At 64.5% G+C, this 12624-nt stretch carries 13 protein-coding genes; 7 read left to right on the top strand and 6 right to left on the bottom strand.

Features of this window, described 5'->3' with window-relative positions:
• Positions 1 to 333: 333 nt before the first annotated feature.
• The 7 genes from BM338_RS00275 to BM338_RS00245 all read left to right on the top strand — a co-directional run bounded on the left by BM338_RS00275 (position 334) and on the right by BM338_RS00245 (position 6881).
• Positions 334 to 861, top strand: a complete 528-nt coding sequence (locus BM338_RS00275) for a chemotaxis protein CheW (protein ID WP_090448795.1) — start codon at positions 334 to 336, stop codon at positions 859 to 861.
• A gap of 11 nt (positions 862 to 872) precedes the next feature.
• Positions 873 to 2594 carry a methyl-accepting chemotaxis protein gene (locus BM338_RS00270; protein WP_090448794.1) on the top strand — a complete coding sequence of 574 codons (1722 nt, stop codon included), beginning with the start codon at positions 873 to 875 and terminating at the stop codon, positions 2592 to 2594.
• Positions 2595 to 2599: 5 nt separating this feature from the next.
• Positions 2600 to 3481, top strand: a complete 882-nt coding sequence (locus tag BM338_RS00265; protein ID WP_090448793.1) for a CheR family methyltransferase — start codon at positions 2600 to 2602, stop codon at positions 3479 to 3481.
• Entirely contained in the window at positions 3478 to 4131 is a 654-nt protein-coding gene (cheD, locus tag BM338_RS00260; RefSeq protein WP_090448792.1) for a chemoreceptor glutamine deamidase CheD, read from the top strand. The genes BM338_RS00265 and cheD overlap by 4 nt, the downstream gene beginning before the upstream one ends.
• Before the next feature lie 129 nt (positions 4132 to 4260).
• Positions 4261 to 5361, top strand: a complete 1101-nt coding sequence (locus BM338_RS00255; RefSeq protein ID WP_090448791.1) for a protein-glutamate methylesterase/protein-glutamine glutaminase — start codon at positions 4261 to 4263, stop codon at positions 5359 to 5361.
• Positions 5362 to 5374: 13 nt separating this feature from the next.
• Positions 5375 to 6556 (top strand): methyl-accepting chemotaxis protein, encoded by a 1182-nt coding sequence (locus BM338_RS00250; protein WP_090450024.1) that lies wholly within the window; start codon positions 5375 to 5377, stop codon positions 6554 to 6556.
• Positions 6557 to 6578: 22 nt separating this feature from the next.
• Entirely contained in the window at positions 6579 to 6881 is a 303-nt protein-coding gene (locus tag BM338_RS00245) for an STAS domain-containing protein (RefSeq protein WP_177229184.1), read from the top strand.
• 614 nt (positions 6882 to 7495) lie between these two features.
• Here the strand turns inward: BM338_RS00245 and BM338_RS00240 are convergent.
• From BM338_RS00240 to BM338_RS00215, 6 genes are all read right to left on the bottom strand, one after another.
• On the bottom strand, positions 7496 to 7855 hold the full coding sequence (locus BM338_RS00240; RefSeq protein WP_090448790.1) for a hypothetical protein: 360 nt from the start codon (positions 7853 to 7855) through the stop codon (positions 7496 to 7498).
• Between the two features lie 231 nt (positions 7856 to 8086).
• Positions 8087 to 8665: an NUDIX hydrolase gene (locus BM338_RS00235; protein ID WP_090448789.1), complete on the bottom strand. Its 579-nt coding sequence runs from the start codon at positions 8663 to 8665 to the stop codon at positions 8087 to 8089.
• A 63-nt stretch (positions 8666 to 8728) separates the two neighbouring features.
• Positions 8729 to 9688: a DMT family transporter gene (locus BM338_RS00230; RefSeq protein WP_090448788.1), complete on the bottom strand. Its 960-nt coding sequence runs from the start codon at positions 9686 to 9688 to the stop codon at positions 8729 to 8731.
• A 106-nt stretch (positions 9689 to 9794) separates the two neighbouring features.
• Positions 9795 to 10622, bottom strand: coding sequence for an AraC family transcriptional regulator (locus tag BM338_RS00225; RefSeq protein ID WP_090448787.1), 828 nt, complete (start codon positions 10620 to 10622; stop codon positions 9795 to 9797).
• Positions 10623 to 11098: 476 nt separating this feature from the next.
• Positions 11099 to 12007 carry a 5'-3' exonuclease gene (locus BM338_RS00220; protein WP_090448786.1) on the bottom strand — a complete coding sequence of 303 codons (909 nt, stop codon included), beginning with the start codon at positions 12005 to 12007 and terminating at the stop codon, positions 11099 to 11101.
• A complete protein-coding gene (locus BM338_RS00215) occupies positions 11995 to 12564 on the bottom strand; it encodes a nitroreductase family protein (RefSeq protein ID WP_090448785.1) in 570 nt (189 codons plus the stop codon). Before BM338_RS00215 ends, BM338_RS00220 begins: the two co-directional genes overlap by 13 nt.
• Positions 12565 to 12624: the final 60 nt, after the last annotated feature.

Here is a 12624-nt window from a genome sequence, read left to right as displayed (position 1 = left end):
AGAGAAATGGCCTGAGAGCAGACGGTGTGCCTTGTAGCTGCGCCTTTTCCAGCGTCAGGCGTCGGGATATCTCTCTTCAGGGCAGCGTTGCCGCCGCATGGGGGGCATCCGGTCATCGCTTATCAAAGCTTCTGCTTCCCTCCCCGGCTTGCGACGCGAGGCTAGTCCCGCGGGACAGGGGAGGGTTGGTGAGGGGTGGGTACTTGAGAAAGCGTTTCGGGAGGAGGAGACCTTTTGTCTTTACATCTCTCACACGCAAACGCTCAAGCCGGTACGGCGTCTGCCGATAGCTACCAGAGAGGGCGGGTTTCCTTCCCGCAGATGAAAGAACTCATGAGCCAGTCATTGTTTGGTGCGCGGGCGCCGGCCGCGGATGTCGTGGTAACGACTCAATACCTGATCGTTGGTCTCGGGCGCGAGGAGTACGGCATGGACATTCTTGCCGTGCGGGAGATTCGCGGGTGGACGCCGGTGACGCGGATTCCGCAGGCGCCTTCGTACGTGCTTGGTGTGTTGAATCTGCGCGGCGCGATTGTGCCGGTGTTGGATTTGCGGCTGCGTTTCGGGCTGCCGCGTGAGGAATACACCGCTACCACGGTCACGGTGATCGTGACGGTTGCCGGGCGCTTGTTTGGCGTGGTGGTGGATGCGGTGTCGGATGTGATGGACGTGGCCGACAACGCTGTGCGGCCGGTGCCGGATATGGGCACCACCGTGGATACCGAATATCTGAAGGGGCTCACCTCCGCCGCTGAGCGGATGGTGTTGCTGCTGGATGTGGACAAACTGTTGCAACCGCAGGATGCGCAGATGCTGGAAGCCGCTCTGCCCGCGGCAAGTGACGTGAAGGCCGTGGCCTGACAGGAACCGTGATGAAAATGCCTGCTATCAAATTGAAGCTTCCCGCCCTGACTGTGCGCAACCGCCTGCGTGGTGTGCTCGGTCTACTCGGCCTGATGTTGATCGGTGGCGCGGCCATCGGTCTTGGCGCCATGCATTTGCAGAATGAAGGCATGCGCAAGATGTATGACGAGGAGATGGTGCCGACCGAGCTGGTGAGTCGCATCACTCAGCGTTCGCTGATGTCGTTCATCGTGCTGGGCGAAGCGGCCAACGTGATCGACAAGCCGGACCAGCTGAAGCAAAAGATCGGCGAGTTCGACAAGTACCAGTCTGAAATGGTGGACATGAAGAAGCAGTTCGAGGTTCTGCCGCGGACTCCTGGTGTCGAGAAGCAGTACAAGGCCTGGCGCTCGACCGATGAGGACTACGCGCAGGCCAAGAAGGACATGCTTGATGCGCTGAACCAGAAAGACGCTGGCGCGTCGGATGTGCTGGAGATGCAGGTGCGTCCGCTGTTGATGGAGCGCCAGGCCGCGCTGACCAAGCTGGTGGAAGCGCAGCGTGTGGATGCCAAGCAGATTTTTGATGAGCAGCTGAGTCGTTATCAGTGGATCCGCGCGATCAGCCTGATCTCGCTGGCGGCCGGTCTGCTGATTGCGCTGATCGCGGCGGTGCTGCTGATCCGCTCGATCATCGGCACGCTCAACCACGCGGTGCAGGTGGCGAATGCAATCTCCGAAGGCAAGCTGGGTCATGACATCCAGGTGCGTGGCACCGATGAGCTGGGCCAGTTGCTGCATGCCTTCCGCACCATGGACGAGCGTCTGTCGGCGATCGTCGGTGAGGTGCGCCACGGTTCCAGCGCGGTGAGCACGGCGGCGCAGCAGATTGCCCGCGGCAATGACGATCTGAGCCAGCGTACGCAGGAACAGGCTTCCAGCCTGGAAGAAACCGCGTCGTCGATGGAGGAGATGACCTCCACCGTGAAGCAGAACGCCGAAAACGCCAGCCACGCCAATCAGCTGGCGCGCGGCGCCCGCGAGCAGGCGGAGCGTGGCGGCGAGGTGGTGACGCAGGCGGTCGGTGCGATGCGCGAGATCAACGATTCGAGCCGCAAGATTTCTGACATCGTCAGCCTGATCGACGAGATCGCCTTCCAGACCAACTTGCTGGCGCTCAATGCAGCTGTCGAAGCAGCGCGTGCCGGTGAGCAGGGTCGCGGTTTCGCGGTGGTGGCGACGGAGGTGCGCAACCTGGCACAGCGCAGCGCCGGTGCGGCAAAGGAGATCAAGGGCCTGATCGCGGATAGCGCGGAGAAGGTACGCACCGGTACCTCGCTGGTCGACCAGTCGGGCAAGGCGCTAGCCGAGATCGTGGACAGCGTAAAGAAGGTGACCGACATCGTGGCCGAGATCGCCGCGGCCAGTCAGGAGCAGTCGGCCGGTATCGATCAGGTCAACAACGCGGTCACCCAGATGGACGAGATGACCCAGCAGAACGCTGCGCTGGTGGAAGAGGCAGCTGCTGCTGCCCGCGCCATGCAGGAGCAGGCCGGCGAGCTGTCGCGCCAGGTGGGCTTCTTCCGCCTGGGCGATGAGTCGGCGGCGGCTGCCCCGGCGCGCAAGGCCACCGATACGGCCACGGCCGAAGTCGAGGCCGTGTTCGCCGCGGTGCGCAGCGCGGCTCCGGTAGCCAGGCCCGCACGTGTGGCCGTCGAGGCCGCTGACGCTGGCGTCTGGAAGGAATTCTGAGTCGCATGTCCGCCACGGTCTCCAACGATATGAGTGTTGCCGTGGCGGGCACGGGCGGTCCGGTGCTCGGCGATGCGGACTTTCGCTACCTCCGCGACTTTGTACTCGAACATTGCGGTATCGCGCTGAGCGATCAGAAGCGGCAGTTGGTGCAGGGACGTTTGCTACGCCGCCTGCGCGCACTGGGCATGAAAGAGTTCGGCAGCTATTGCGAGCTGCTGCGGCGCGATCCGGACAGCGAGCTGGGCGATCTGGCCAGCGCGATCAGCACCAATGTCACCTCGTTCTTCCGCGAATCGCACCACTACGATCTGCTTGAACAGACCCTGCTGCCGCAGTGGCTGCAGCAGAAACGGCGGCAGGGCGACCGGCTGCGTATCTGGTCGGCGGGTTGCTCCACCGGTGAAGAGCCCTATGCGCTGGCGATGGTGCTGGCCGAAGCGATGGAACGGCACGGTGCGGATGTGGACGCGAAGATCCTCGCCACCGATCTTTCGCCGCAGGCGCTGGCTGGTGCGCGCGAGGGTGTGTACAGCATCGACAAGCTCGGCGGCGTGAGTCCGGAGCGGCGCCGGCGCTGGTTCCTGCGCGGCGAGGGCGGATACGAAGGGCTGGCCTGCGTGCATCCGCGCCTGCGCGAACTGGTTGCGATCCAGCCGTTGAATCTGTTGCATGAGTGGCCGATGTCCGGTCTGTTCGACGCGATCTTCTGCCGCAACGTGGTGATCTATTTCGACAAGCCGACCAAGGAGCGCCTGTTTCGGCGCTACGCGGGCAAGCTGGTGGCGGAGGGCTATCTGTTCCTCGGTCACTCCGAATCGATGCACGGGCTCAGCGAGGATTTCGATCTGGTGGGTCGCACGGTTTACCGCAAGAGGCCCGCATGAACGCACCGGGGCCGCGTTACGCCCGTACCGGCGAAGATGAGTCGAGTGTGCTGCCGGGCTTCGAGCATGTGCGCCGCTACTGGGACCCGATGCAGGGCAGCATGACTGCCAAGGTGTTGCCGGGCGAGTTTTACGTGAGCATGCAGGACGAGTTGATCGCCACCGTGCTCGGCTCCTGCGTGTCGGCGTGCATCCGCGACCGGCGCCGCAACATCGGCGGCATGAACCACTTCATGTTGCCGGAGCCGATGGGCGAGCGCGACGGATGGTCATCCACAGTGGGGCGCGCGGCGCGCTATGGCAACGACGCCATGGAGCAGCTGATCAACGCGATTCTCAAGGCGGGCGGGCGGCGCGAAGACCTGGAAGTGAAGGTGTTCGGTGGTGGCCGCGTGCTGACCCAGATGACCGATATCGGCGAACGCAATATCGCTTTCGTGCGGCGCTACCTGGCCGCCGAGAAGCTGGAGCTGGCCGCGGCCGACGTGGGTGATGTGTATCCGCGCCAGGTGCAGTTTTTCCCGCGCAGCGGCAAGGTCCGCGTGCGCCAGTTGCGCGGCCATCAAGCCAGCGTGTTGGTGGACGGCGAGCGGAATTACCTCAAGCGTTTGGCAAACGATCCGATAAAGGGAGAGGTGGAGCTGTTTTAGGAGCCAGGACCGGGCAGCGAGGGCGCGCCCTACAGGGGGACATGCCATGCGGTATCGGTGGCCGCGCCCTCGCTACCCGGCCTTGAGTTCCGCCAGCCGCCACCGCCCATGCAACGACGAGAAGCTTGAATGTCCCGAGTCCGTGTTCTGGTGATCGACGATTCCGCGCTGGTGCGGAAACTGCTGACGACCATGCTGTCCTGCGATCCGATGATCGAGGTAGTAGGGACGGCGGCGGACCCGTTGATTGCGCGCGAAAAGATCAAGCAGCTCGAACCCGACGTGCTTACGCTCGACGTCGAGATGCCACGCATGGACGGGCTGACCTTTCTCGAAAACCTGATGCGCCTGCGGCCGATGCCGGTGGTGATGGTGTCCTCGCTGACCCAGCAGGGTGCGGAAGTCACCCTGCGGGCACTGGAACTGGGCGCGGTGGATTTCTTCACCAAGCCGAGCAGCGACCTGGCCAGCACCTTCGCCGAGGGTGCGCAGGACATTTGCGCCAAGGTGAAGCTGGCCGCGCTCGCACGGCCGCGGATGCGCACCGCGGTGCGCAAGCTGGAAGTGGCGCCGCGCCTGTCTGCCGATGCGGTGTTGCCGCGGGCGCAGACCGCGGATTCGCGCGGCGGTAGTCCGATCATCGCCATTGGTGCTTCCACCGGTGGTACCGAAGCGATCCGTGTCGTGCTGGAGGCGATGCCGCCGGATGCGCCGCCGATCCTGATTACCCAACATATTCCCGCGGCTTTCAGCGGACCGTTCGCGGCGCGCATGGATAACTGTTCCGCCATGCGCGTCTGCGAAGCGCGTGACGGCCAGCCGATCCAGCCCGGCCACGCGTATATCGCGCCTGGCAGCCAGCACCTGCTGGTGATGTGGGACGGTGCGCGCCATGTCTGCCGCTTGCACGACGGCCCGCCGGTGAACCGGCACAAGCCCAGCGTGGATGTGTTGTTCCGCTCGATGGCCGCGACCGTGGGCGGTACCGCCATTGCCGCGCTGCTCACCGGCATGGGCGACGACGGCGCACGCGGCCTGGCCGAACTGAAAGAAGCCGGCGCGTCCACCATCGTGCAGGACGAAGCCAGCTCGGTGGTGTGGGGCATGCCGGGCGCCGCCTGGAAGCTTGGCGCGGCCAACGAGATGCTGCCGCTCGAACAAATCGCCGCGCGCCTGCTGGAGCTGGCGCGCAAACCTGTTGTCGGCGCGCCGCGCGCCGCTTATCGCTGACCTGGACGCTGTCATGTCTGCCATTCCCGCCCCGTCCATCCCGCGCCTGCCGCTCGGCCTCGCCGCCAGCGCCGTGGCGCTTCTGCTTTGCCTGCTGTGGCAACCCGCGTGGCTGGCGCCGCTGGTGATCGTGGCGCTGACCGCGGTGTGGATCGTGGAGCAGCGGCGCACACCCGCGCGCATCGTAACCGTGGCGCCGCCGCAGGCTGATACCACGCCGGTGCGCGAAGCGCTGGAGGATGTACGCGAGGCCCTGGTGGATGAGCTCGGCCACGCCGCGCGCGAATTGCATCAAGCGCTGGATCTGCTGCGCGATGCGGTGTCGGAACTGGGTGGCGGCTTCGACGGTTTGTCGCACAAGACCGGCCTGCAGCAGTCGCTGTTGAAGCAGATTATCGATGTGCAGAACGGCGGCGTGTCGGTGCAGGACTTCGCCGCGCGCACCGGCGACCTGCTGGAGCATTTCGTGGGCCTGATCGTGCAGCTTTCGCGCGACAGTCTGCGCATCGTCTACCGCATCGACGGTATGGCGAAAGAGATGGATGCGGTGTTCGGCCTGCTGAAGAACGTCAACACCATTGCCGAGGAAACCAACCTGCTGGCGCTGAATGCCTCGATCGAGGCGGCGCGTGCGGGGGAGGCAGGGCGTGGCTTTGCGGTGGTGGCTGGCGAGATCCGTAACCTGGCCAGCCATTCCAACCAGTTCAACGAACAGATCGGCAGCCACGTCGAGCGTGCACGCACCGCGATGGAACAGCTGCGCGGACTGGTCGGCGCGATGGCCTCGCAGGACTTGAACGTGGCGCTGTCCACCAAGGGTGGCATCGACGCGATGATGGCTCACGTCACCGAGAGCGATGCGCGTACCAGTGCGGTGGCCGACCAGGTGGTTGAGATCAACCGCGGCCTGGGCAGCGACGTATCCACCACCATCCGCTCGCTGCAGTTCGAAGACATCCTCAGTCAGTTGATCAATCAGACTCGTACGCGTCTGGTCGAACTGCAGGAAGTCACTGCCGAATGCACACGCGATATCGAAGAACTGGCTTGCACGAATGTGGAAGCTTCGGCACTGGCTGAGCATGCGCAGCGTGTGCGTGCCCGCCTGGCGATGCAGCGCGAGAAAGCGCGGCTGCGCTCGCGCGGGCCGGCACTGCAGAATTCGATGGACGCGGGCGAGATCGAGTTGTTCTGAGTTTTATCTGGGGAACGCGGCCATGAGCCTGACCATTCATCACGACACCGAACAAGATTGCCTGACCCTGCAACTGGGTGAGCGCTTTGACTTCACTGTGCATCGGGATTTTCACGATGCCTGCCTTAGTGCCCGTGCGGCGCGCAGTTATGTGATTGACCTGGGCGAAGTGAGCAGCATGGATAGCTCGGCGCTGGGGATGTTGTTGTTGTTGCGTGAGCATGCGGGTGGGGAGCGGGCGGAGATTCGCATTGTGAATGCGGGGGTTGAGTTGCGGGGGACGTTGCGGGTGGCGGGGTTTGATCGGTTGTTTGTGTTGCATTGAGGGTTGCTGCTGAGAGAGTGAGATATCTCTCTCTACTCGTCATCCCTGCGCAGGCAGGGATCCAGTGGCGTTATCGCTTGGTCGTCGCGTCTGCGTGCTCTGGTCCGCCTGCCGCGGGCTTTCGTACCGCTGCCGCGGTCCGAGTCACTTTTCTTTGTTTGCCCACGCAGCCGCAGGAGCGGCTGCGAACAGCGCAGCTGGCCCGAAGGGCGGAGGGCATGGATGCCCGGAGTAAAGAAAAGTAACCAAAAGAAAAGGCACCCCTCTTACGCGCCCTCCGGCTTCGCCTGCGGGTCCGTGAGGGTTGGCCGGGCTTTTCGACAGGACATTCATGTCCTGTCGAAAAGGAACCGGCATCCATGCCGGTTCCCCTGCGGGCCTGATCGTCCAACCCTCACCGCTCCACAGGGGACCCGTGCACGGCTCGCTTCGCATCGCCCTGCAAAGAAAAGAAAGAGCAGCTCCCTCTCCCCTCGGGGAAGAGGGTTGGGGTGAGGGGTGGGTGCTCGCGATGGCGTTGCTACGTGATGGGTTTGCTGTCGCGTTCTATCTCTAACTGGCAGACAAAAAAACGGCCCCTTTCGGGGCCGAAAAACTTGCAGTTTCGGTAAGGCTTACCAGGCGCGGACGTCGGAGACGCTGACGGTGTAGTCCTGCATATCGGATTCGTAGCGGAACAGGCGGCCGAGGTCGAAGTCGACGGACTGGCCGGGCGCAATGTTGGTGGTGCCGGCGGGCCAGCCCTGCTTGCTCTGCAGCACTTTGCCGCCGGAGTCTTTGGCTTCGATGCGAACCTGGGCGGCGGCGGCTTCGGTGCAGTGGTTGACCAACTGGCCGCTGAGGCTGAGGCGCAGGCCGGTGCCGGTGCCGGTGGACTTGAACTTGAAGTCCTTGATGGCGAAATCGGTGGGCGAGCAGGCGGCGTGGGAGGCGACGGGGGCGAGCAGGAGCAGGGCGGCGAACAGGGTCTTCATGGGCGGTGATCCAATAGTGGGAATCGTGTAAAGGACGACGATTCAATGGATCGGCCGCGCGGGGGAAATCTTTAGCAAGCTGCTCCTCCCCCCTGCCTGCGACGCAAAGCTAATCCCGTGGGGCAGGGGGAGGATGGGAGGGGGTAACCCCTTGAGAAAACCTCCCCCAAACACTGTCTCAAGTACTCACCCCTCCCCAACCCTCCCCTGGGAGCAGGGGAGGGAGTTAGGTCATCGCGATGCTTTGAGGCTGTCGGTGTGTTCGATAAACCACAGGCCGGCGAACAGCTTCGGATCGATCGAGTAGCCTTCTGCCGCCTTTGCGAACAACCAGGCACCAGCTTCTTTGCGCGGCACTTCATGCACCACGATGTTCTCGTGCTCGTCGCCGCCACCGGGGCCGACTTTCTCCAGATCCCATGCACGCACGAAGGCGATCATTTCGGTGCTCATGCCGGAGGACGATGGGCCTTCGTGCACAAACTCCACGCGCTGGCAGCGGTAGCCGGTTTCTTCTTCCAATTCGCGCTGCGCAGCGAGCAGGGCGCTTTCGTCGTGGTGGCCGTGTTCGTCGCCGACCAGGCCGGCGGGCATCTCGATGGTGTTTTGCAGGATCGACACGCGGTACTGCTCGACGAACAGCACGTTGTCCTCCGGCGTCACCGCCAGGATGATCACCGCGCCGCCGGGGTTGTTGCGCTCGGCGTATTCCCAGCGGCCGCGCTTGCGCAGGCTGAGCCACCGGCCTTCGTAGAGGGTTTCGACTGGGGCGCTGGCGTCGGCGGGGATGCGATGGGCTGATGTGCTCATGAGAGATCCGGCATCGATAAAGAGATCACGCATGGTGCCGCGCCGCTATGACGCCTACAACCGCTACACGTTCAGCTCGACCGGCTCCGGTTTCACCCGCACCGCCCACATCACGCCGGCCACCAGCAGGGCGATGCCGAGCAGAGTCTGCGCGCCGGGTGGATGGCCGCGCAGGATGAAGGCGTAGCTGAGCGCGGCGAGGGTTTCGAACACGATCAGTTGACCGGCCAGTGCGGTAGGCAGGCGTTGGCTGGCTTCGTTCCAGCACAGCGTGCCGAGCCAGGAGGCGAACAGGCCGATAGCCACCATCAAGCCGATGAAGACCGCGGGGCGCGGGCCGAACGGCATCGGGAACGGGTTGCTGCTGAAACCCATGATCAGCCACAGCACGACATAGCCGATCAGTGCGAGTGGCAGCGTGGCCACGCCTTGCGCAGTGGCCCAGGTGCGCGGACTGCGGCCTGGATGATTGCGCAGCCAGTCGGCGTTGCGCAGCGGATACCACGTCCAGCACGCCACCGCGCCGAAGGCTAGCAGGGCGCCATAGGCATAGCGGGTGAGATCGGCGTGCGCGTCGTTGTGCAGCGCGGCGAGCTCAGCCTGGTTCACGCAGGCAATGCCAGCAGCGATCAGCAGCAGCGAAGGTGTAAGGCGCAGCCAGGGCAGGCGGCCGTCGCGGCTGGCGTTGCGTAGATTCGCGCTGATCGCGATGACCACCGGCAAGGTGCCGATGATCATCGTTGGCAAAGGGCCACCCGCGCGCTGGATGGCGCTGGCCAGGCACAAGTAATAGAGCAGGTTGCCGACGGCGACGAGCTTGATCGCTTCGAACCAGTCGCTACGGCTCAGGCGGCGCAGCGCGGCGCGATCCAGCCAGGCCAGTGGCAGCGCGATCAACCCGAAAGCGAGATAGCGGCCGACCGATTGCAGCGCGGCCGGGTATTCCGGAATCAGCAATGGGCCGATGAAGACCAGGCCCCACATGAGGCCGGCGATGAGTGCGTAGAGGGTTCCAGTCCACATGGCAGCAAGCGTCGTCGATGGCGCGCTCCCAGTCTTGTACCAAATTGCGGTGGCATTGGACGGACGGGTAGGAGCGCACCCCCGGACTCGATCCGGGGGTGCGCTCCTACAGGCTCGTTACCTGGCGTTGATAGCGGGCGGGGGTTACGCCGTAGCGGCGGGCGAAGGCACGGGTGAGGTGGGCCTGGTCGGTGAGGCCGGTGGCGGCGGCGACTTGCGCGGGGGCTTCGCCCTTGGTCAGCAGGCGCTTTGCTTCCGACAGGCGGAACGCCATCAACATCTGCTGCGGCGTGGCGTGATGCTGGGCCTGGAACTGGCGCAGGAAGTGGAAGGGGCTGAGGCCGGCGATGGTGGCGAGTTCTTCCAGCGTGAGGCGATCCGCGAGATGCGCACGCAGGTACTCGATCACCGGCGCGAAACGTACCGAGGGTTCCGCTGGCGCGGCGCGTGGCACGCGCGCGTGGTGGCGGAATTCGTTGAGCAGGTTGAGCAGCAGGCTGTCGAAGGCGAGCGGTTCGGTGGTCTGCCATAGCGCGTCGAGCACGTTGGTGATGCGTCGGGCGCTCGGCAAGTCTTCGCGTACGGCGTCGCCGAAACTCCAGCCGGGCTCGCCGGTGATGGCTGCCACCGTGGCTTGCTCGATGTAGACCATGCGGTAGTGCCAGCCGCCTTCAGTTTCCGCGCGGCCGGTGTGCAGCTCGTCGGGGTTCATCATCACCACTGAGTCGGGTGGCGCGAGGTGGTCGGCGCCGCGGTAGCGGAAGCGTTCGACACCGGATTCGATGGCGCCGAGGCCGAAGCCGTCGTGGGTGTGGGGGTCGAAGGCGTGGCGGATGATGTGGGCGCGGTAGAGCTCCACGCCGGGGCGGTGGGCCGGGTGGCGGAATTCGGCTGCGTCTTTGGGGTGGGGGAAGTGGTGGGGGACGCCTTGCATGGTGGGGATTCTGCCACGTTGGCTTTGCTCTCTCCCTTCCTCTGGGAGCGAGGATGCGGGGCCTGCGATATCCCTTCCTACTTCGTCATTCCGGCGTAGGCCGGAGGCGCTTTTCAACAGCGAAGCTGGTCATCCAGTGGCGTTATCGCCTGGTTGTGGCGTCTGCGTGCCCTGGCTCGCCTGCGGCGGGCTTCCGAACCGCTGCCGCGGTCCGGGTTACTTTCTCTTTGCTGGCCCAAAGAGAAAGTAACCAAAGAGAAATGGCCTGAAGAGCAGGCGGTGTGCTTTGTAGCTGCGCCATTTCCAGTGTCAGGCGTCGGGATGGTTTTTCTTTTGGACCTTATCGTCCGGCCTCACCGCTACGCCATGCTCTTGCTCCCTCCCCTGCTTGCAGGGGAGGGTCGGGGAGGGGTGTGGGTGCTCGGGATCGCGTCTCTACGGTGTGGATTTTCAAATCACCGCGCCCACGCGAACTATCAGCCTTGAATCAACGCCTTCAATCGCTGCCGCGTCAGCGGCCCAAAGCGCAACCGCTCGCACAGCGCTTCCACGCGAGCAGCATCACCACTCATGCGCACCAGTGCATCGGCACTTTCAGAAACGGGTGCATCGAGGGCGATGCGTGTGAGTCGGCGGTAGAGCAGTGCAGATTGCCCATGCTCACGCAGTTTCTGTGCGCAGCTGGCGGCGCCACGGATGCGGAGGAAGGGGATTTCTTCGATGCGCTCTAGCAGGATGTCGAGGCTGCCGAAGTGGCTGAGGAGGGCGGCGGCGGTTTTGGCGCCGATGCCGGGGACGCCGGGGATGTTGTCGACGGCGTCGCCGCAGAGGGCGAGGTAGTCGGCGACTTGGTGGGGATGCACGCCGAGTTTTTCATGGACGCCGGCGGGGCCCCAGCGCAGGCCGCGGGCGTAGTCCCATTGCTCGTCGTGTTCGCCGAGCAGCTGGCCGAAGTCTTTGTCGGCGGAGACGATCACGCTGCGGAAGCCATGGCCGCGCAGGCTCCATAGCGAGCTGCCGATGAGGTCGTCCGCTTCGTAGCTGTGGTCGATCAGCACCACGATGCCCAAGGCCTCGGCGACTTCGCGGCACAGCACGAACTGGTGTTCCAGATCCGGTGGTGGCAGTTCGCGATTGGCTTTGTAGGCCGGGTAGATGGCGTTACGGAAGGAAGTGGTGAGCGAAGCGTCGAAGGCCACGGCAATGTGCGGCGGCTTCACGCGCTCCAGCAGTTCACATAGAAAGCGGGTGAAGCCGTGCACGGCGTTGACGGGGTGGCCGTCGACGTCGGTGAATTCGTTCGGCATGGAGTGCCATGCGCGGAACACATACAGGCTGCCGTCGACCAAATGGACGGCCGGAAGCGCGGCGCTCATGGCGTCCATGTGGACAGCAGGTCGGCGAGCACGGGGCGGTCGCGGTCGGGCACGTCGATCTGCGGCGTGCCGATGTGCACGAAGCCGGTGACGTGTTCGTTCTCGGCCAGGCCGAGCATGCCGCCGACTTCGCGGTCGTAGGCGGCCCAGCCGGTGAGCCAGTTGGCGCCAAAGCCCTGCGCATACGCGCCGAGCAGCAGGTTGTAGGCGACGCAGCCGGCGGAGAGGTTCTGTTCGATCGCCGGCACCTTGCTGTTGCCGTCGATACGCGCGACCACGGCTACCACCAGTGGCGCGAAGGTGTAGCGCAAGCGGTCTTTCTCGCAGTTGGATTCGGGCAGGTCGGGGTTGCGCTCGATCGCCATTGCGGCCAGACGTTCGCCGAAGCGCAACTTGGCGTCGCCGCGCAGCAGGATCAGCCGGTACGGCACCAGCTTGCCATGGTCCGGTACGCGGATGGCGGCTTCAAGCAGGGCATGCAGCGTGGCCTCGTCCGGCGCCGGTTCGCCCAGCTGGCGCGAGGGGACTGAGCGGCGTTGTTGCAACAGGGAAAGTGCGTTCGACATAGAAGGGGCGGGCGAAAAAGAAGACATCGTACTACCAGGGGCTATGCGGCCCCAGTGAGA

Source organism: Dyella sp. OK004 (assembly GCF_900114495.1).
In the GTDB taxonomy this organism is placed as follows: Bacteria; Pseudomonadota; Gammaproteobacteria; order Xanthomonadales; family Rhodanobacteraceae; genus Dyella_D.
The sequence above is the reverse complement of the archived record's forward strand: the minus strand, read 5'-3'. Positions and strand labels throughout refer to the sequence as shown.

What these genes read in the sequence shown, in the direction of transcription:
- BM338_RS00275 (WP_090448795.1), top strand. Translation starts at nt 334, where the DNA reads ATGAGCCAGTCATTGTTTGGTGCGCGGGCGCCGGCCGCGGATGTCGTG.
- BM338_RS00270 (WP_090448794.1), top strand. Translation starts at nt 873, where the DNA reads ATGAAAATGCCTGCTATCAAATTGAAGCTTCCCGCCCTGACTGTGCGC.
- BM338_RS00265 (WP_090448793.1), top strand. Translation starts at nt 2,600, where the DNA reads ATGTCCGCCACGGTCTCCAACGATATGAGTGTTGCCGTGGCGGGCACG.
- cheD (WP_090448792.1), top strand. Translation starts at nt 3,478, where the DNA reads ATGAACGCACCGGGGCCGCGTTACGCCCGTACCGGCGAAGATGAGTCG.
- BM338_RS00255 (WP_090448791.1), top strand. Translation starts at nt 4,261, where the DNA reads ATGTCCCGAGTCCGTGTTCTGGTGATCGACGATTCCGCGCTGGTGCGG.
- BM338_RS00250 (WP_090450024.1), top strand. Translation starts at nt 5,375, where the DNA reads ATGTCTGCCATTCCCGCCCCGTCCATCCCGCGCCTGCCGCTCGGCCTC.
- BM338_RS00245 (WP_177229184.1), top strand. Translation starts at nt 6,579, where the DNA reads ATGAGCCTGACCATTCATCACGACACCGAACAAGATTGCCTGACCCTG.
- BM338_RS00240 (WP_090448790.1), bottom strand. Translation starts at nt 7,855, where the DNA reads ATGAAGACCCTGTTCGCCGCCCTGCTCCTGCTCGCCCCCGTCGCCTCC.
- BM338_RS00235 (WP_090448789.1), bottom strand. Translation starts at nt 8,665, where the DNA reads ATGAGCACATCAGCCCATCGCATCCCCGCCGACGCCAGCGCCCCAGTC.
- BM338_RS00230 (WP_090448788.1), bottom strand. Translation starts at nt 9,688, where the DNA reads ATGTGGACTGGAACCCTCTACGCACTCATCGCCGGCCTCATGTGGGGC.
- BM338_RS00225 (WP_090448787.1), bottom strand. Translation starts at nt 10,622, where the DNA reads ATGCAAGGCGTCCCCCACCACTTCCCCCACCCCAAAGACGCAGCCGAA.
- BM338_RS00220 (WP_090448786.1), bottom strand. Translation starts at nt 12,007, where the DNA reads ATGGACGCCATGAGCGCCGCGCTTCCGGCCGTCCATTTGGTCGACGGC.
- BM338_RS00215 (WP_090448785.1), bottom strand. Translation starts at nt 12,564, where the DNA reads ATGTCGAACGCACTTTCCCTGTTGCAACAACGCCGCTCAGTCCCCTCG.